The sequence below is a fragment of the Tidjanibacter massiliensis genome (genome assembly GCF_900104605.1).
Classification (GTDB): Bacteria; Bacteroidota; Bacteroidia; order Bacteroidales; family Rikenellaceae; genus Tidjanibacter; species Tidjanibacter inops.
Genome location: NZ_LT629960.1, coordinates 1,828,090 through 1,847,790, shown reverse-complemented (window position 1 = coordinate 1,847,790; position 19,701 = coordinate 1,828,090). Strand labels below are relative to the sequence as shown.

Here is a 19,701-nt window from a genome sequence, read left to right as displayed (position 1 = left end):
TTAGCAAAGCGGCTTCGATGCAGCCGGTATACCTTATGTTCTCGTTGGGAATGTTCCCTGTATTTGTGTCTAATGTACAGTAAATATGCAGCAGGCATTCAATATCTTGCTTATCGTCATGGCTGTGCTGGCCGTAGTGGTTTTCATCGCGCTTTTCTTCGTGGATGCCGGGTACGGCATGCTGCTGAACCGGAAGTGGGGCAAGACAGTATCCAACAAAGTGGGCTGGTTCGTGATGGAGTCGCCCGTCTTCCTGCTGATGACCGTGCTGTGGCTGATGTCGGACAGGCGTTTTGAGGCGGCGCCGCTCTGTTTTCTCTTCCTGTTCCAACTCCACTATTTCCAGCGGGCTTTCATCTTTCCCTTTCTGCTGAAGGGGCGGGGCAGGATGCCGTTGGCGATTATCGCCATGGGAATCCTCTTCAACATGGTGAACGCCGTCATGCAGGGCGGCTGGATATTCTACCTCGCTCCGGAGGGGCTCTATACGTTTGCTTGGCTCAAAACCCCGCAGTTCATCGTCGGGACGGCCGTTTTCATCGCCGGCATGGTCATCAACATACACTCCGACCATATCATCCGGAACCTCCGCCGCCCCGGCGATACGGCTCACCATATCCCTTACGGCGGAATGTTCCGCTGGGTGAGTTCGGCCAACTATTTCGGCGAGTTCGTGGAGTGGGTAGGGTTCGCGGTACTCACATGGTCGTGGTCGGGGGCGGTATTCGCCCTGTGGACGTTCGCCAACCTCGCGCCCCGCGCCGTCTCCCTGCGTAAACGTTACGAGGCCGAGTTCGGCGACGAGTTCCGGAGGCTCGGCAGAAAAAGTATCCTGCCTTTTATATTTTGATAGATTCAGACGACTTAGACTTAGTATTCTGACGACATGAAAAATTCGCTTCTTTTTACTCCGGCCAAGATAGGGCCGCTGACGCTCCGCAACCGTACTATTCGTTCCGCTGCGTTCGAGAGCATGTGCGAGAACAATTCGCCGACGCAGATGCTCGAAGATTACCATGTCTCCGTGGCCAGGGGCGGCATCGGCATGACGACGCTCGCCTATGCGTCGGTAACGCGCAACGGCCTCTCCTTCAAGAGGCAATTGTGGATGAGGGAGGAGATAGTGCCCGGCCTGCGCCGGATTACCGATGCGATACACCGGGAGGGGGCGGCCGCCTCCATTCAGATAGGTCACTGCGGCAACATGTCGAAGAAAAGCGTGGCGGGGCAGCTACCCATATCGGCTTCCAGCGGACTGAATATCTACTCGCCCACTTTCGTGCGCGGTATGCGGCCCGGTGAGATAGAGGAGGTGGCAAAGGCGTTCGGACATGCCGTGCGCCTCGCCCGTGAGGCGGGATTCGATGCCGTGGAGGTGCATGCGGGGCATGGCTATTTGCTCAGTCAGTTCCTGTCGCCCTATACCAACCACCGCAAGGACATGTACGGCGGCTCGCTGGAGAATCGCATGCGTTTCATGAAGATGGCGATGAATGAGGTGATGGAGGCCGCCGGCAGCGATATGGCCGTACTCGTGAAGACCAACATGCGCGATGGATTCAAGGGGGGCATCGAGCTGGACGAAGGGCTGGAGATAGCCAGGGAGCTCGAACGCTGCGGTGCGCATGCGCTGGTGCTCAGCGGCGGGGTCGTAAGCCGTGCACCCATGTATGTCATGCGGGGGCAGATGCCCATCAAGACGCTGACCTACTATATGGATATTCCGTGGCTGAAGGTAGGGGTCAAGCTCGCCGGGCGTATGATGATACCCACCGTCCCTTTCAAGGAGTGCTATTTTCTCGAAGATGCGCTCCGTTTCCGCAAAGAGTTGAAGCTGCCGTTGGTTTATGTGGGCGGAGTGGTCAGCCGGGCCAATGTCGAAACCGTTCTCGACAGCGGATTCGAGTTCGTGCAGATGGGGCGTGCTCTGGTCACGCAGCCCGACTTTGTGAACCGGATGCGGGAGAACGACGGCGATATGGCATGCAGCAGCGGATGCGAACACAAGAATTATTGCATCGGGCGTATGTACACCATCGACATGAAGTGCCACAAGCACGTGCCCGACCTGCCGGCGAAACTGCGGAAGGAGATGGAGCGGATAAAGTGATGTGGCAGAAGGCGGGTCTGGGCCCGCCTCCTGCGGAACGCGGTTAAAATATTCGGGACCGTACACCGTTCTTTAGGAGCGGTGGCGGCCCGAAGTCGTTTAAGGGAGAGACGGAGTAGGTATTCCGTCGTCCGGCAGTCCTCTTTTAACGGATTCGGCGTGAAAAACCGCAAAATGTAAATAAATATCTTTTCAGGATAAATTTATTGCGACACTGCCTGTATACATAGGCGGTAAATAGCTATATTTGCAGGATTATGCAGGGAAAAGGCAAGAAATTGGGAAAGGAGGAACGTGCCAGACGGTTCACGAAATGGTTCTGGACCATTCTGTGTATTCCGGTAGGGATATTTCTGGTATTGTTGGTGCTTACCGCGTCGGGAGCTTTCGGTCGGCTGCCTTCGTTCGAGGAGCTCGAAAACCCGAAGAGCAACCTGGCTACGGAGATATATGCGGACGACGGCCGTCTGCTCGGTTCGTTCTTCATACAGAACAGGTCGTATGTCGATTACGAGGAGCTGTCGCCCGCCCTCGTCGCCGCCCTTGTCGCCACCGAGGATGCCCGCTTCTACGGCCATTCGGGCATCGATTTCATTTCGCTCGCCCGTGTGGCGGTGAAGACGCTCGCGTTTGGCAACCGCAGTCAGGGGGGAGGCAGCACCATCACGCAGCAGCTCGCCAAGAACCTCTTTCCGCGCGACACCACCGTTTACCGCAATCCGCTCGTGCGCGGCGGACGGATGGTCGTCACCAAGCTCAAGGAGTGGGTGACTGCCGTCAAGCTGGAGTACAACTATACGAAGGAGGAGATAGTCGCCATGTACCTCAATACGGTTTTTTACGGCAGCAATGCCTACGGCATCAAGGCGGCGGCCAAGACCTTCTTCGACAAGGAGCCTTCCGAGCTGAACGTACAGGAGGCGGCCCTGTTGGTGGGGGTGGTGAATGCGCCGACGCGTTACAGTCCCGTGCGCAATCCCGAACGGGCGCTTGCCCGCCGCAATACGGTCATGACGCGTATGCAGCAAAACCGCTACATTACCCGCGGGGAGCTCGATTCGCTGAAACAGGAGCCGATAGAGCTCCGGTATGCACCTATTTCGCATAACGACGGGATAGCGACCTATTTCCGGGAGATGGTGCGCAACGTGCTCAACATGCCGCGTCCGACCAAAAAACAGTACGGCAGGGATTACGAGGCCGAACTGGCACGGTGGGAGAGCAATCCCGTTTACGGCTGGTGTCGCAAGAACTTCAAGTCGGACGGAACCCCTTACGATATCTACCGCGACGGCCTCAAGATATATACCACCCTCAGTTACGACATGCAGGAGTATGCCGAGGAGGCTCTCTGCCAGCAGCTCGCCGCCATTCAGCCCCGCATGGATGCCCAGGTGAAGCGGACGGGGCGCCTCTTCATCAAGACCTCCAACGAAGCGGCCGAACGCATCATCCAGAATGCCATGCGCTATACCGACCGTTACCGCAGCCTGGTGAAGCAGGGGGCGAGCAGGGAGGAGATAGAGGAGGATTTCCGTACTCCTGTACGTATGCGCATCTTCACCTATAAAGGTGAGGTCGATACACTGATGACGCCCCGCGACTCCATCCTGCACCACAAGCAGATAATGCGCGGTTCGTTCATGGCCATGAATCCGAATACGGGCCATGTCAAGGCCTATGTAGGCGGTCCGGATTTCAAATATTTCAAATACGACATGGTGAAACAGGGCAAGCGGCATATCGGCTCCACCATCAAGCCGTTCGTTTACTGCTTCGCAATCGACTATATGGGCATGACGCCCTGCACCATGGTGCCCAATCTTCCCGTAACGCTCGAAACGGAGAATATGGAGCCGTGGCAGCCCAAGGAGGCGGGCCGGGTGGAGTACGACGGCGTGCTGCATCCGCTGCGGTGGGGGCTTGCCCGCAGCCGCAACAACTATTCGGCCTGGATAATGAAGCAGGCAAAAGACCCGAAGGCGGTCGCCGACTTCATCCACCAGATGGGGATACACAGTTATATCGACCCGGTCAATTCGCTGGCTCTCGGTACGGCCGACGTATCGCTGTTCGAAATGGTGGGGGCTTACAGTACCTTCGTGAACAAGGGGGTATTTACCGAACCGATATTCATTACACGCATCGAAGACCGGCAGGGGAACGTCATCGCCAGCTTCGTACCTGCGGTGAGCGACGCCATCAGCGAGCAGACCGCCTATACGATGGTGCAGATGCTCCAGAACAACGTCATAGCGGGGACGGGTGTCCGTTTGCGCAACGTGTACGGTTTCCGCGACGTGGAGGTCGGCGGCAAGACGGGTACCTCGCAGGAGAATCGCGACGCGTGGTTCATGGGCGTGACACCCAACCTCGTCGCAGGTGTGTGGATAGGCTGCGAAGACCAAAGCGCCCACCTGGTGACGGGGGGGGAGGGCGCTTCGCTGGCGCTTCCGGTATTCGGGGAGTTCATGAAGAGAGTGTATGCCGACCCCTCGTTGGGAGTGCGGAGGACAGACCGTTTCTACCGTCCGCCGGGAGCCATAGAGTACCGTTGCCCCGACAGTGCGGAGGGGACGGGCTATTCGGGCGACGACGAGTTTTTCGACTGATGCGGGGTCGGTCTGATGTCGCCGTTCTGTGCGGCCCGGCCGGGCAAACCGGCGAACGGGTGCCGCAACCTGCGGAGAGTGGGGGCGTACGATGGACGGGAAAGAAGGAATTGTAACATAATCGAAAATGAAAGTAGCGATTGTCGGCGCGAGCGGCGCCGTAGGGCAGGAGTTCCTGAGGGTATTGGCAGACAGGAATTTTCCGGTGGATGAGTTGCTGTTGTTCGGTTCGGAGCGCAGCGCGGGCAGTTTTTATGAGTTCGGCGGCGAGCGGGTGCAGGTGAAGCAGCTCCGCCACAACGACGATTTCAAGGGGGTGGATGTGGCGTTCGTATCGGCGGGCGGCGGTACTTCCAAAGAGTTCGAGAAGACCATTACGAAACACGGGACGCTGATGATAGACAATTCGAGCGCGTTCCGCATGGATGCCGACGTGCCTCTCGTGGTGCCGGAGGTTAATCCGGAGGATGCGTTGGATGCACCCCGCCGCGTCATTGCCAATCCGAACTGTTCTACCATCCAGCTTGTCGTGGCACTCAAGGCGATAGAGAATATCTCCCATATCCGCCGCGTCTATGTTTCGACCTATCAGGCCGCCAGCGGCGCGGGGGCCGGCGCGATGGCCGAGCTGGAGGGGCAGTATGCCGATATGGCTGCCGGACGGCCGCCCCGTGTGGAGAGGTTCGCCTTCCAGCTCGCCGGCAATCTCATCCCGCAGATAGATGTATTCACAGACAACGGATATACGAAGGAGGAGATGAAGATGGTCAATGAGACCAAGAAGATAATGCATTCGGATGTGGCCGTGAGCGCCATGTGCGTCCGCGTACCCGTCATGCGGGCCCATTCGGAGAGCGTATGGGTGGAGACCGAGCGGCCCGTCGCTCCGGAAGAGGCCCGCCGGGCTTTCGGGAGTTTCGAAGGCATCGTTGTCATGGATGACCCGGCTCGGCAGGAGTATCCCATGCCGCTCTTCACGGCGGGCAGGTATCCCGTGTATGTGGGGCGTATCCGGACGGATACTGCCAACCCCAACGGGCTGACCTTCTGGTGCGTGGCAGACCAGATTCTGAAGGGAGCCGCACTGAATGCCGTACAGATAGCCGAGTACCTTGTCGGAGCTGGTCGGCTCGGGCGGTAACATGTGCCGCGGTCGGACGTCTTGTGGTCTCCGGCCTTTTCTCGCGGCCTGCACCGGCGGGTGAGGAGGCGTCCGGACATCTCGGAAACAGCAGGGAGGGAGCCCCGGTATCGGGCTCCCTCCCTGCTGTCGATTAGAAGGTTCGGACTTAAAGGATGATATCTATCGGGCCGGTATAGGAACCGGTCACCTTGCATCCGGCGTCGCTTGTCAAATCCCACGATACGGTGTAGTCGTCTCCGTTTTTGCTGACAGTTATCGTACCGCTTTCTGCGCTGGCCCATTGGGTCGCTTTGCCCGCTTCGATGACCTGATACCATGTTCCGGCGGGATAGACGACGGTTTTGCCGTCGCCCCAGCTGCCGCATGCCCATCCCGGCTTGCGGTCGGTAAGGGGCTCTTTGTTGTACTCGTCGTAAGGTACGATTTCATAAGTCATCTCTTCGAGTGTCACATCGTCCTCGTGCTGAGGCGAACCGAGCAGGAGTATCCGCATACGTTCGCCCGAGCCATCCCAGCGTCCCCATAACTTGTTGTATGTCAGCCCATCGGTATAGAGTGTCAGTATCCACTGTACAAAGGGGTAGTCGCGCCAGTCGTTGTTGGCCATTACTTCTACCCGGCTGTAAAGCATCGGGCCGGTCTCCACATCTTCGTATATCGTACTGTTGACATCCGATTTTCCCTTTTGGGTGATGGTGACCCTAACGGGTTCCGTCTCTTCCGATTCATGCTGGAGGAACAGGTAGGCGGTACGGGTCTCCGTGGCATCGTTTATCTTGTATTCGAGGATGATGCTGTGCTGTTCGGGAGCTACGACTGCGTGTACGGTCAGCCAGTCCGGTGCTTGGTTGTTTTCGTCCCGTGCGTAAGCCGACCACTGTGCCGTTTCGGGAGCTGCCTTAACCGCAAATTTGACGACCCCTGCGGTGAACGGCAGTTCGAGACCCTCCTCCGGGGTGGCTCCGTCGGGCAGTACGGGTTCTATCGAAGGCGGTACGGCGGCGGCTTCCTGCGTGACGTATATCCTGCCGGTCTGAACGGTCTTGTCGCTTGGGGAGACGTTGATGGATGCTTTCCGTTCCAGTGCGTTCGGGTTGTCGTCCACCGTGACGGTGAATTTCCCTTCGGCGGGGACGATGTGTATCCACTCCTCGGCACCCGAAAGGGATGCTTTCCAGGTGATACCGCCCGTCACGGTTACCGTCACCTCCTGTCCCGGTGCCTCCGCAGCGGCGAAGACGAGCTTTTCGGGCGATACCGAGAGCGAAGGCTTTTCCGGTTCGGGAGCTTCCGCGGCCTCCTGCCGGACCGTTATCTTCACCGGTTCCACCCCTTCGGCGGAGGCGTTGAGGGTGATGGAGGCGCTGCGGTCGGTCTCATCCGCATTGTCCGCGACGCTGACCGAAAGGCGGTCTCCGTCGCGCGTTGCCGTCAGCCATCCGGCATCTTCTGGGATGCTGTGTGTCCACTCCGTTTCTTCGGCCGTGACGGTGACGGTCTGGGCGGGTGCCGCTGCCGCGGCGAAGCGGAGCGATGCGGGTTCCGCCTTCAGCGTCGCTTCGGGCTGTGCGGGGTTTTCGGGGCCGGTGCACGATATGTTCAGGGCCAGTGCCGCTGCGGCCAATAAGTATGCGTATCGTTTCATGTTTTCGGTTGTAAATAGGTTAATGCCGTATGATGTTCCGCCGGACTCTTCCGTATACGAGCCGTGACCGGCGGAACGGTAGCGTATTAATTCTGTGGCTTGGGAGCTACATACCATTTCCGCATCATCTCTCCGCCCGTACCATTGAGGTCGTAGCCGAAAGCCACCTGTCCGTCCGGGGATATGTATTCGAGCAGGGAGTAGTCGGGAATGATGATTCCCATGTTTTCGTATATCCAGTCGGTGCTTTCTGAAATCTGGACACCCGTAGCGATGTCAATCAGCACGGTCGAACTCACGATGCCGCCCGCACCGTCCATGCCGATGATGCCTATGCCGTCGTCCGTGGCTCCCAGGCCCGCCGCACCGCTGTATTCGGGGAAAGTGTAGGTTTGGTCGTTGTCGGTGTCGTAAAATGCGGGACATGCCGTGTAAATGATTTCGGTTTTGTTTTCACTGAGCTCTTCGGTCTGGTATGTACCGGCAATCCATTGGCCGGAGGGACTGATGGAGTACGGCGTACTGTTACCCTTGATGCCGTCCACCAGGTTGGTGTCGTAATAGGTTTGGGTCTGTTGGTCGAATATTTGTACCGGTTTGATTTTATGGAGTTCGTCGCCTACCCAGCGGACGTTGCCCTCTGCGTCCCACCACATCAGGCCGGAGTCCAATCCTTCCCAGGCGGTGCCGTAGATGACGGTACCGTCCAGGCTGCATCCGCGTGCCATGCAGCCCTGATACCAGCCGTAACCGCGATAGGTGGTTTCAGGTTTCTGGAGTATTTCCGGTACGCCGTCCGTCCATTTGACGGGGGAGTACAAGGTTTCGCCGCCCAGGCAGAAACCTACCCATACGCCGCTCTCGTCCGAGGCGACCTGCGACAGCCACGGTTTGCCGGCTCCCGGAATGTTGTCGAGCACCGTGACATCCCCGCTGAGGCTGAACATGACTATTTTTCCGTCCTCGCAGTGGAAAAAGACGTTACCGCTGTCGGTTATCGCACACGGGTCATAGAGGGGGTAGAGAGTGTCCGGGAACGGGTCGAGCATGTATTTCTTGTCGTTCCGAATATCTATGATGACGACCTGATTGACCCAATTGCCGGCTTCGGTGTCGTATATGCAGGTATATCCGCCCACATACCGGGCATTGGGGGAGATGACCGCCCCCATGGTGAATTCTCCGGTCGTATTGTAGGTCGACTGCAGGGTGTGGTCGGTTACCTGTATGATTTTTATGGATTGTTCGGCCTGGCCTGCCGTTATCGTCACTTCGCCCGTGCGTTCGGCTGCCGACATGTTGTCGTCTACGGTCAGCAGGAGGGCGTTGTCCGTTTTTTCCACAATCCGTATCCATGTCGCCGAAGGCTCGGCGTTCCACGCTGCGGGACTGGTCGAGACCTCTATCCGGAGCGGTTCCGCATCCACGCCGCGGAACGAACAGGAGGCCATGCTCACTTTGATGTACTGTACTTCGTCTTGTCCGGGCTGGGTGCATCCGACGAGTCCTCCGAACAGTGGCAGCAGCAAGGCTGCCGACGCAAAAACATGCTTTTTCATGAGGTTCAAGGTTAAATAATCTTCTGTTTTTGAGATTTGTTGTTTTTGAAGTGTCGATAATTAACAGTGCATGCTATCTGTATATACAATATTAACAATTATGGAAATGACAAAATAACATATTATTGATTTATGCGTCGAATGGGACTTCAAGGAGGAAGTGCGGTATGTAAGGTGAGGGGATGGGTTGCCCTGTTTCCGGCGGTCGGATACGTCCGTCGGATGGAACGGGTATCTTTTCCTGACCGGCAGGTCCGGCGGTGTGGAGGAGCCGGCAGCAAAAAGGAGGGTTCCCGCTGTCGGGAACCCTCCTGTGCATGAAAGGTCGAATGGATTATGAGCGCTGTATCTCAATCGGGCCGGTATAGGAACCGGTCACCTTGCATCCGGCATCGCTGGTAAAGTCCCAGGTGATGGTGTAGTCGTCGCCGCTGCGGGTGACGGTCACCGTACCGCCGACGGCATTGGCGCACCCCGTAATAGAACCGTTCTCGTATACCTGATGCCAGGTTCCGGAGGGATATTCGTCGTTGCCGCTGCCCTGTGCCGCGCATACCCAACCCGGTTTGCGGTCGGATGCGGGCATCTTGTTGTATTCTTCGTAAGGTACGACTTCGTAGGTCATCTCTTCGAGCACGACTTCGTCTTCGTGCTGCGGCGAACCGGTCATCTTAATTGTGATGCGGTCGCCTGTGCCTCCCCAGCGTCCCCAAAGGGTATCGTAAGTGATGCCGTCGGTGTAGAGCTTCAGTGTCCACTGTACGAAGGGAAAGTCGCGCCAGTCGTTGTTGGCCATTACCTCGGCCATGATTTGGGTGGGGTGCGATTCGATGTCTTCGTATATCGTACTGTTGACGTCCGTTTTGCCGCGTTGTGTCACTTTCACCCTGACGGGTTCCACGCTGTCGTCCGCATGCGTGAGGACGAGGTAGGCCGTGCGCGGCGTTTCCGTTTCATTGACCGTATAGGCATAGTGTACGGTGTGCTGCGAGGGGGCTACCACATTGGTCGCCGAGAGCCAGGCAGGGTCGGTCGTGCCGTCAGCCTCGACACGGACGCTCCATTGGGCGTTCTCGGGGGCGACCATTACCGGGAGAACACTCATTCCGGCCGTGAAAGGTACCGTCAGCCCCTCTTCGGGGGTCGTGCCTTCGGGTAGTTGCGGCGTGATGGAGGCGGGCACGGCTTTGGGCTCCTGTGTCACGTAGATGCGGCAGGTGGCGAGCGTCTTGTCGCCGGGCGATACGTTGATGTATCCGCTGCGTTCCAGCGACTCCGGGTTGTCGTCCACCGTGACGGTGAATTTCCCTTCGGCGGGGACGATATGTATCCACTCTTCGGCACCCGAAGGGGATGCTTTCCAGGTGATACCGCCCGTCACGGTTACCGTCACCTCCTGTCCCGGTGCCTCCGCAGCGGCGAAGACGAGCTTTTCGGGCGATACCGAGAGCGAAGGCTTTTCCGGTTCGGGAGCTTCCGCGGCCTCCTGCCGGACCGTTATCTTCACCGGTTCCACCCCTACGGCGGAGGCGTTGAGGGTGATGGAGGCGCTGCGGTCGGTCTCATCCGCATTGTCCGCGACGCTGACCGAAAGGCGGTCTCCGTCGCGCGTTGCCGTCAGCCATCCGGCATCTTCTGGGATGCTGTGTGTCCACTCCGTTTCTTCGGCTGTGACGGTGACGGTCTGGGGGGGTGCCGCTGCCGCGGCGAAGCGGAGCGATGCGGGTTCCGCCTTCAGCGTCGCTTCGGGCTGTGCGGGGTTTTCGGGGCCAGTGCACGATATGTTCAGGGCCAGTGCCGCTGCGGCCAATAAGTATGCGTATCGTTTCATGTTTTCTCTGTTTTAATCGGTCGGATTTGTCGTTGTCTATCGGGGGGAGGAACGGCCTTCCCGGTCGGGCGGAGTGCCGGCTCCTGCCGTTACTCCGCTGTTTTCCGTGTGACGTACCATTTCCTCATCGGTTCCATCTCACCGCTCAGGTCGTAACCGAATGCCGTTCTGCCGTCGGGCGAGATGTATTCGAGCAGGGAGTTGTCCGGAATGATGATGCCGTAGGTGTCGTATATCCATTCGGTACTCGTGCCGGCTTCCGTAGCGGTGGGGATGTTCACCATGACCGTGTGGGAGATGATGCCGTTCGCACCGCCCATGCCGATGACGCCCAGCCCTTCGTCGGTGACGGTCATGCCCACCGCCCCTTCATACTCCGGAAAGATGTGCACTTCGTCGGTCTCCGTATCGTAGAATGCGGGGCACGACGTATAGATGACGTCGGTTTCGTTTTCGGCGAGCTCCTCGGTCCGATAGGTGCCGGCAATCCATTTGCCGGAGGGACTTATATAGTAGGTGTCGCTGGAGCCTACGATACCGTCCACGAGGGTGTAGTCCGTATAGGTGCCGGTAGCGGTGTCGTATATCTTCACGGGCTTGAGTTTGCGTACTTTGTCGCCCACCCAGCGGGGAGTGCCCTCCTTGTCCCACCAGATGAGGCCGGAATCCAATCCTTCCCAGGCGGTGCCGTAGATGATGCTACCGTCCAGGCTGCATCCGCGGGCCATAGCCCCCGCATTCCATGCTGCTCCCCGGAAGGTCGTTTCGGGCAGGGGAAGTATTTCGGGGTGGCCATCTGTCCACTTGACCGGCGAATAGACCGTACTGCCGCCGGAACACCAGCCTACCCATACGCCGCTCTCGTCCGAAGCGACCTGCGACAGCCACGGTTTGCCGGCCCCCGGAACGTTGTCGAGCACGGTAATGTCGCCGCTGATGCTGAAGCCTATTATCCGGCCGTCCTCGCAGTGGAAGAAGGCGGTGCCGCTGTCGGTTATCGCACACGGGTCGTATAGGGGATAGAGGGAGTCGAGGAAGGGGGCCGGCAGATACTGCTCGCCGCTCTCCAGGTCGGTGATGACTACCTGGAGCAGCCAGTGGTCCGTGGCGTTCTCATCCGGAACGCCGATAAAGCCCGCCGTATAACGTCCGTTGGGGGAGATGACGGCTCCCATGGTGTAATCCCGGAAAACGTCGTATCGTGCCGGTACGAACGTGTCGCCCGTCTGCGTGACGCGGATGGTCTTCGTCATCTCTCCCGCCGTCACGGTGATTTCGCCCTCCCGTTCGGTGCTCGCCGGGTTGTCGTCCGCCGTCAGTACGATACCCTCCTCCGTCTGTTCCGTTATCCGTATCCAGCTTGCCGAAGGTTCCGCACTCCACGGGCCCGGATTGGAGGAGATGGTTATCCGTACCGGAACGGCATCGGTGCCCTGGAACGAGCAGGCAATCATGTCTACCTTGATGTAATGGACCTCTTCGGTGGGTTGCGTGCAGCCGGTTGCGGCTACGAGGAGCAAAAGCGGCAGAACGCTTTTGCAGTACATGCCTTTTTTCATAAGGTTGTTCGGTTAAGTAATTAATCGGGTTCATGACGGAACCGAGCGGGGGATTCCGGATATCCCCGTTCTCGGAGTCCTGTTCTATACAATTGTAACAAACCTATATGTCAAAAGACAGAATATTAATATATTAGGGTTGTTTTCCTGTGGAAATGAACGAAGAAAACGAAGTCCGGACCGGTTGCGGTCTCTGTCGTAGGGAGGAGAGCGGGTGGCCGTAGGCGTGTCCCGGTTGCTGCGGTCGCCGGAACCGGAAAGGGTGTATGTGAAAAGGGCGGTGCGACATGCGCACCGCCCTTTCGGACAGGTCGGGAGAAAAGCGGTCAGGCCTCCCGTTCCAGGTTTACGAATTCGTCGATGATGCCCTTGACGCTCGACTGCGTGAGGCGGCCGAATACCTTCTGGCCCACCATCACGACCGGAGCGAGACCGCAGGCACCCACGCAGCGCAGCGAATCGAGCGAGAAGAGGCCGTCGGCGGTCGTTTCGCCCACCTCGATGCCCAGTTGGCGCTTGAATTCGTCGAGCACCTTCTCCGCACCGCGGACATAGCACGCCGTGCCCATGCAGACCGAAATCGGGTATTTGCCCTTGGGTTTCATCGTGAAGAACGAATAGAAGGTCACCACGCCGTAGACTTTCGCCGCCGGGATACCCAGCTCCATGGCTATCAGTTCCTGCACCTCCTTGGGCAGGTAGCCGAGTTTCCCCTGCACGGTGTGCAGGATGTTGATGAGCTCGCCGGGGTCGTTCCCGTGCTCCTTGCAGATGGCCCTAATCTCATCTATCCTCTTTTGGGACATACATATCTTTTCCATACGCTGTGGCTGCTATTTCTTGGTATTGGTGGAACATGGTTTTACGACCGGCTTGCGGTTATAGTAACGGGTGTGGAGAAGTTCGTGCGAGAGGTGCCCGCAGGGTTCTCCCAGGAAGTCCCGGTAGAGGGACTGGATGTAGGGATTCTCGTGCGACTTGCGCAGGGGCTTGTGTGCGTCTTCGGCGTAGAGCGATTCGGTACGCTCCTGCAGCAGCCGGATGTCGCCCCGGTGGTAGGGCTGTCCCCCGCCGCCGATGCAGCCGCCCGGACATGCCATGATTTCGATGGCATGGTAAGGCGACGTGCCGTTCACGACCTCTCGGATGAGCTGCCGGGCATTGGCGAGCCCGTGGGCGATGCCGATTCTTACCGGCGTTCCGTCGAAGTCCACCGTCGCCGAACGGACGCCCTCCATGCCGCGGAGTTCGGTGAAGTCTATCCGGTCGAGCGGCTTTTTCGTCTGCACTTCGTACGCCGTGCGCACGGCAGCCTCTATTACGCCGCCCGTGGCGCCGAAGATGACGCCGGCACCGGTCGATTCGCCCAGCGGCCGGTCGAAATCGTCCTCTTCGAGCAGGGCGAAATCCATGTTGGCGAAGCGTATCATGTGGGCAAGTTCGCGCGTCGTTATCGAGATGTTCACGTCCGGGTCGCCGTCACGGCTGAACTCCGGCCGCGCCGCTTCGGCCTTCTTGGCCACGCAGGGCATGACGGAGACCACGACGAGGTCTTTGCGGTCGATGCCCAGCTTCTGCGCGAAGTAGTTCTTGGCGATGGCGCCGAACATCTGCTGCGGCGATTTGGCCGTCGAGAGGTTGTCGGCCAGCTCCGGGAAGTGCTTCTCCATGAAGCTCACCCAGCCGGGACAGCAGGAGGTCATGAGCGGCAGCTTTACGCCCTTGTCGCCCCCGATGGCAGCGTTCAGGCGTCCGAGCAGCTCGGTACCCTCCTCCATGATGGTGAGGTCGGCGGCGAAGTCGGTGTCGAACACGTAATCGAAACCGAGCCGGCGCAGCGCGGTAACCATCTTGCCCGTCACGCTCCGGCCGGAGAAGCCGAAATCCTGTCCGAGCCCGACGCGCACGGCGGGAGCGGTCTGTACCACTACCGTCTTGGAGGGGTCGGCGATGGCACGGAGCACGTCGGCGATGTTGGAGTTCTCCGAGAGTGCGCCCGTGGGGCATACCGCCACGCACTGTCCGCAGTTGATGCAGTTGGTCGTCTGTATGGGGTCGTTGAAGGCGGTGCTCACCACTGCCGGGAAACCGCGGTTGACGGCCGAGAGGACGCCTACCGACTGGATTTCGTTGCAGGCGGTCTCGCAGCGGCGGCACATGATGCACTTGTCCATGTCGCGCACGATGGATACGGACATGTCCTTCTGGTATTTGGTGGTTTCGCCCCGGTATTTTATCTCCCGTATGCCCAGGTCCTGCGCCGTGCGCTGCAGTTCGCAGTGGCCGTTCTTGGTGCAGGTGAGGCAGTCGTTGGGGTGGTTGGAGAGGATGAGCTCCATGACCGTCCGGCGCGCATTCACCACGCGCGGGGTATGCGTGCGGACCACCATGCCTTCCGTGCACACCGTCTTGCAGGCGGGGGCGAGGTTCTTGCGTCCCTCTACCTCGACCACGCAGATGCGGCAGGCGCCCGGCTTGTTTTCGTAACCCAGGTCGTGGAGGTTCATGTAGCACAGCGTGGGTATCCGGATGCCGGCCGATGCGGCGGCTTCCACGAGGTTGGTGCCCTTTGCAACCTCTACCTGTTTGTTGTCTATGGTCAGTTTTATCGTTTCCATGCTGAATTGTCTCTCAAGATTTACCTTACGCTGATAGCGCCGAATTTACATTTGTCCATACAGGTGCCGCACTTGATGCAGACCGTCTGGTCTATCGAATAGGGCTGTTTGAGTACCCCGCTGATGGCGTTCGTGGGACATACCCGCGAACAGAGCGAACACCCTTTGCAGACCTTCGGGTCGATGACGTAGCTCATCAGGTCGCGGCACTGGTGTGCGGGACACGATTTGTCGCGTACGTGCGCCACGTATTCGTCCCAGAAGTTGTCCATCGTGGAGAGAACGGGGTTCGGGGCAGTCTGCCCCAGTGCGCACAGGGAGGAGTCCCGGATGACGCCCGCGAGGTTCTTGAGTTCCGTGAGGTCCTCCTCGGTGCCTTTGCCTTTGGTTATCCGGTCGAGTATCTCCAGCAGGCGTTTGTTTCCGATGCGACAGGGCGTGCACTTGCCGCAGGACTCCTCGACGGTGAATTCGAGATAGAATTTGGCCACAGAGACCATGCAGTCGTCCTCGTCCATCACTATCATGCCGCCCGAACCCATCATGGAACCGCTGGCGAGCAGGTTGTCGTAATCGATGGGGGTGTCGAGGTGCTTCTCGGTGAGGCAGCCGCCTGACGGGCCGCCGGTCTGGACGGCCTTGAACTTCTTGCCGTTCTTGATGCCGCCGCCGATGTCGAATATCACTTCCCGCAGGGTGGTGCCCATGGGGACTTCGATGAGACCGACGTTGTTGACCTTGCCCGCGAGGGCGAACACTTTCGTCCCCTTGCTCTTCTCCGTACCGATGGAGGAGAACCATTTCGCTCCCCGCAGGATGATGGGCGGGATGTTGGCGTAGGTCTCCACGTTGTTCACGTTGGTAGGCTGCCCCTTGTAACCCGACTCGCTGGGGAAGGGGGGCTTGACGGTCGGTTCGCCGCGCTTGCCTTCCATGGAGTGGATGAGCGCCGTCTCCTCGCCGCAGACGAACGCCCCTGCACCGTAGCGTATCTCGATGTCGAAAGAGAAACCCGTACCCATGATGTCGTCGCCCAGCAGGCCGTACTCCCGCGCCTGTGCGATGGCCACTTCGAGCCGGTGGATAGCCAGCGGATACTCCGCGCGGATGTATATCATGCCTTTCGAGGCTCCCGTGCAGTAGCCGTTGATGGCCATGGCTTCGATGATGGAGTGGGGGTCGCCTTCGAGTATCGAGCGGTCCATGAAAGCCCCCGGGTCGCCTTCGTCGGCATTGCAGACGACGTATTTCTGGTCGGCCTGCACCTCGCGGGTGATTTTCCATTTGAGTCCCGTAGGGAAACCGCCGCCGCCGCGGCCGCGCAGTCCGGAGTCCATAATCTCGCGGATGACCTCCTCCGGTCGCATCTCAAGTACCTTGCCCAGGGCGGCGTAACCGTCGCGGGCGATGTATTCGTTGATGTTCTCCGGGTCGATGAAGCCGCAGTTGCGCAGGGCGATGCGGACCTGGGGTTTATAGAACTCCATGTGCTTGGAGTCGGAGACGTGTCGGCCCGTGTCGGGGGCGACATAGAGCAGGCGCTCCACCTTGCGTCCCTTAATGATGTGTTCGCGGACGATGGCCTCGGCGTCTTCCGGTTTGACCGATACGTAGAAGGTATTGTCGGGCACCGTCTTGACGATGGGCCCCTGTTCGCAGAAGCCGAAGCAGCCGGTGCGTATCACCTGCACCTGGTCTGACAGTCCCGCCTCGTCGAGCTCTTTCCGGAGGGCGGTTATGATGTGTTCGCTGTGCGATGCACGGCAGCCTGTGCCGCCGCACACCAGTATGTAGTTGCTGAATTGTGCCATTGCGCTGTTCTTGGAAGTTTGTCGGATTGGAAACTTACACCGCTGTGGCGGGGCCGGCCGCGATGATGCCTTCGGCGGGCTGCCCGTTGCGGATGTACTTGTCGATGATTGCCGCCACGCGGTCGGGAGTGACGTCTCCGTACAGGACGGGTTCCCTGCCCGGCAGGGTGATTTCCACGGTCGGTTCCGCTTCGCAGTGGCCCATGCAGTCGGTCTGTGTCACCACCGCATCCACGTTCCGTGCCCGGAGTTCGGAGATGAACCGGGACATCACCTCTTTGGCTCCGGCGGCGATGCCGCAGGTTCCCATCGAGATTCTGATTTGCGGGAGGTCTTCGGGATGGTTGCTGTTCTCCCGGATGTTCATATCCGAGCGCAACCTTTCGCGCATCTGTTTAAGTGCGTCGAGGGATTCTACTTTAGTCATTACAATTTAAAAAGTTATAGGTAGCATTCAGAATGGCGGCCGCCGCGGCCTGCCTTTTCCTTACAGACAAAACTAATCATTTGTTATGGGAATAACAAAGGATTTTCCCTCGAAAATAGCAAAAAGTTGTTATGAAAATCGGCGGAAAACGGACGATGCGTAACCGTTCGGCCGAAAAACGGCCGATATTATAAGCGGTATCGGCCGTTCCCGAAAATCCGGACGAGGAGTGCGGCGACGGCGTTGCATACCGGGACGGCCGCATCCGGCAGCCGCAGGGGTACGCTTCCGAGTGCGTCGGAGAGTTCCGTTGTCGAGAGGCCGGCCGCTTTCGTTCCGCACCGCAGGGTGAGGGTGAAGGCGGTTCCCGGATTGCCTGCCATGATTTGCATCAATGTCTCGGCGAGGTCGCCCGCCGGAGGAGAGTCGGGGTGGTCGGTCATGAAGAGTGCCCGGACACAGGTACCTTTGCCCGGTACGGAGCGTATCGCCGCACTGCCGCCGCAGCCTTCGGCGCTTTGGAGCAGAAACGGCAGCCCCAGACCTGTCCGGCGTGTGGTGCGTGTCGTATAGAAGGGGTCGAATGCCCGTCCGACCGCTTCCGGAGCCATGCCGCAGCCGTTGTCGGTGACGGCGAGTTCCAGTTGTGTTCCGTCGAGCGACAGGGCGATGTCGATTGCATCGGCGCCGGCACGGAGGCTGTTCGCTGCCAGGTCGGTGATATGGAAGGCGATGTCCGTCATCGGAGCAGTTCGTATATTCTGCCCGAAGCTTCGAAAGGGGAGAGGAGGGTTGCGAGGAGAGCGACTCCTTCCGTTTCGGCCAATCGGAGGCATTCGTTGTCGGGGCGTACGCCGTTCGTCAGGACGATGCCGGCAGCCCTCCTGAGCGCGGCCACCGCGATGGCGTTGCGGTGTACCCGGGAGGTTATCCATACCGTTCCGGCGGCGAGGCGCCCCAGTGCTTCGCTCGGCAGGTCGGCCGTACAGCCTCCCGTCACCTGTTGCTGCAGTCCATTGCCGGGTACGAGTATTTCCATGCCGAGCCGTTCGGCCACTTCGTGAAGTTTCATTTCGTTCCTGTTCGCTTGTGTCCGGGGCAGCACCTCTCCGGATATGCCGTCCGTCGGGTGGTGTTGCCGGGCGTGTGTCCGGCCGGCATTGCCGTACCTTTGCCGAGCCGTTTTTGTCCTGTCCACTCCCCGCAGGTCGTCGTTCCGGGCCGATGAAGGTCCGTGCATTAACGGGTCGGGACTATTCGCCGCAGAGCGTGGCGTTTTCGTACTCGTAAAGGAAGTCGTCGTAAAGGTCGTCCATCACCTCCAGCAGCTTCGGAAACACATCCGTGAAATCTTCGGCATCACGGAGGTACATGGAGCTCTTGATGACGGCGAAACCGTCATAAGCCTCCACCTTGGCCGTTTTGTAAAGATTGAGTTCGTCGGCTGCATGCAATACCCGGTCGTAGTCGTAATCCTCCACATAGGGAGCGCCTCGCATGACGGTGACGAAGAAGGGCGAGGAGTCCACGTTGCTGACCGTTATCCAGTGTTTGGCCCCTTCTGCCTTGAAGGCGATGTCGCCGTCCCCGTCTATTTCGGGGAGATAGCCTTCGCCTTTCAGGAAGTCGTACAGCTCGGAACGCAGGGCCTGCTGTTCTGCATTCAGCGAATCCTGCGCTGCGGCCCGGGGCAGCGTCAGGGCGGCCATTGCAAAGAGTAAAAGGAGTCTCTTCATCGTATCGGAACTTTTAACGTACAATCAATTGGATGTCTGACGAACTGCTTGTGCGGCATGTACAGGCGGACGAGTCGCTGTTATAGCAGCCACCACAACCAGTCGTCGAACTCCTCCGAATCGGCCTCTTCATCCGCTGCGTCCGCCCTCTCTTCTCCGCACATCCGGGTATTTTCATATTCCCGGATGAAGTCTTCATATGCGTCGTCCATGACTTCGAGCAGTTTTGGGAACACATTTTCAAAGGCGGCGGCACGGCGGAGATACATAGAGCTTTTGATGACGGCGAAACCATCGTTGGCCTCCACCTTGACCGTTTTGTAGAGGTTGAGTTCGTCGGCCGCATGCAGCACCCGGTCGTAATCGTAGTTCTCCACATAGGGGGCGCTCCGTATGACGGTGACGAAGAAGGGAGAGGAGTCTGCACTGCTGACCGTTATCCAGTGCATTTCTCCCTCCGCCTTAAAGGCGATGTCGCCGTCCCCGTCTATTTCGGGGAGATAGCCTTCGCCTTTCAGGAATTCGTACAGCTCGGAACGCAGGGCCTGCTGTTCTGCATTCAGCGAATCCTGCGCTGCGGCCCGGGGCAGCGTCAGGGCGGCCATTGCAAAGAGTAAAAGGAGTCTCTTCATCGTATCAGAACTTTAAA

General features: G+C 58.9%; 16 protein-coding genes. 4 read left to right on the top strand and 12 right to left on the bottom strand.

Annotated elements, in window-relative coordinates; translation table 11 throughout:
- The first annotated feature begins 85 nt into the window (after nucleotides 1–85).
- From BQ5361_RS08845 to BQ5361_RS08830, 4 genes are all read left to right on the top strand, one after another.
- Entirely contained in the window at nucleotides 86–850 is a 765-nt protein-coding gene (locus tag BQ5361_RS08845) for a DUF1295 domain-containing protein (protein WP_035471352.1), read from the top strand.
- Between the two features lie 36 nt (nucleotides 851–886).
- The gene (locus tag BQ5361_RS08840; protein WP_071425025.1) at nucleotides 887–2,110 is read left to right on the top strand and encodes an NADH:flavin oxidoreductase; all 1,224 of its coding nucleotides are present in this window, start codon (nucleotides 887–889) and stop codon (nucleotides 2,108–2,110) included.
- Nucleotides 2,111–2,367: 257 nt separating this feature from the next.
- Nucleotides 2,368–4,722: a penicillin-binding protein 1A gene (locus tag BQ5361_RS08835; RefSeq protein ID WP_022063968.1), complete on the top strand. Its 2,355-nt coding sequence runs from the start codon at nucleotides 2,368–2,370 to the stop codon at nucleotides 4,720–4,722.
- A gap of 127 nt (nucleotides 4,723–4,849) precedes the next feature.
- Entirely contained in the window at nucleotides 4,850–5,863 is a 1,014-nt protein-coding gene (locus BQ5361_RS08830; protein ID WP_035471355.1) for an aspartate-semialdehyde dehydrogenase, read from the top strand.
- A 148-nt stretch (nucleotides 5,864–6,011) separates the two neighbouring features.
- Here BQ5361_RS08830 and BQ5361_RS08825 read toward each other — a convergent pair whose 3' ends face one another.
- The 12 genes from BQ5361_RS08825 to BQ5361_RS08770 all read right to left on the bottom strand — a co-directional run bounded on the left by BQ5361_RS08825 (nucleotide 6,012) and on the right by BQ5361_RS08770 (nucleotide 19,684).
- Nucleotides 6,012–7,511, bottom strand: coding sequence for a BACON domain-containing protein (locus tag BQ5361_RS08825; protein ID WP_161940446.1), 1,500 nt, complete (start codon nucleotides 7,509–7,511; stop codon nucleotides 6,012–6,014).
- A gap of 86 nt (nucleotides 7,512–7,597) precedes the next feature.
- Complete coding sequence (locus BQ5361_RS08820) at nucleotides 7,598–9,070, bottom strand: BACON domain-containing protein (RefSeq protein ID WP_071425024.1); 1,473 nt, start codon at nucleotides 9,068–9,070, stop codon at nucleotides 7,598–7,600.
- A gap of 334 nt (nucleotides 9,071–9,404) precedes the next feature.
- A complete protein-coding gene (locus BQ5361_RS08815; protein WP_035471362.1) occupies nucleotides 9,405–10,901 on the bottom strand; it encodes a BACON domain-containing protein in 1,497 nt (498 codons plus the stop codon).
- A gap of 89 nt (nucleotides 10,902–10,990) precedes the next feature.
- Entirely contained in the window at nucleotides 10,991–12,460 is a 1,470-nt protein-coding gene (locus BQ5361_RS08810) for a BACON domain-containing protein (RefSeq protein ID WP_035471363.1), read from the bottom strand.
- A gap of 326 nt (nucleotides 12,461–12,786) precedes the next feature.
- Complete coding sequence (gene nuoE / locus BQ5361_RS08805; RefSeq protein WP_035471364.1) at nucleotides 12,787–13,281, bottom strand: NADH-quinone oxidoreductase subunit NuoE; 495 nt, start codon at nucleotides 13,279–13,281, stop codon at nucleotides 12,787–12,789.
- A gap of 12 nt (nucleotides 13,282–13,293) precedes the next feature.
- On the bottom strand, nucleotides 13,294–15,078 hold the full coding sequence (locus BQ5361_RS08800; protein ID WP_035471366.1) for an NADH-dependent [FeFe] hydrogenase, group A6: 1,785 nt from the start codon (nucleotides 15,076–15,078) through the stop codon (nucleotides 13,294–13,296).
- A gap of 20 nt (nucleotides 15,079–15,098) precedes the next feature.
- Complete coding sequence (locus tag BQ5361_RS08795; RefSeq protein ID WP_022063974.1) at nucleotides 15,099–16,889, bottom strand: NADH-quinone oxidoreductase subunit NuoF; 1,791 nt, start codon at nucleotides 16,887–16,889, stop codon at nucleotides 15,099–15,101.
- A gap of 34 nt (nucleotides 16,890–16,923) precedes the next feature.
- Complete coding sequence (locus BQ5361_RS08790; RefSeq protein WP_035471368.1) at nucleotides 16,924–17,316, bottom strand: (2Fe-2S) ferredoxin domain-containing protein; 393 nt, start codon at nucleotides 17,314–17,316, stop codon at nucleotides 16,924–16,926.
- Nucleotides 17,317–17,504: 188 nt separating this feature from the next.
- A complete protein-coding gene (locus BQ5361_RS08785; RefSeq protein WP_052130931.1) occupies nucleotides 17,505–18,059 on the bottom strand; it encodes an ATP-binding protein in 555 nt (184 codons plus the stop codon).
- Nucleotides 18,056–18,388, bottom strand: coding sequence for a DRTGG domain-containing protein (locus BQ5361_RS08780; protein ID WP_022063977.1), 333 nt, complete (start codon nucleotides 18,386–18,388; stop codon nucleotides 18,056–18,058). The genes BQ5361_RS08785 and BQ5361_RS08780 overlap by 4 nt, the downstream gene beginning before the upstream one ends.
- 181 nt (nucleotides 18,389–18,569) lie before the next feature.
- Nucleotides 18,570–19,052 carry a hypothetical protein gene (locus tag BQ5361_RS08775; protein WP_143047548.1) on the bottom strand — a complete coding sequence of 161 codons (483 nt, stop codon included), beginning with the start codon at nucleotides 19,050–19,052 and terminating at the stop codon, nucleotides 18,570–18,572.
- An 80-nt stretch (nucleotides 19,053–19,132) separates the two neighbouring features.
- Nucleotides 19,133–19,684: a hypothetical protein gene (locus tag BQ5361_RS08770; protein WP_035471373.1), complete on the bottom strand. Its 552-nt coding sequence runs from the start codon at nucleotides 19,682–19,684 to the stop codon at nucleotides 19,133–19,135.
- Between the last annotated feature and the right edge of the window lie 17 nt (nucleotides 19,685–19,701).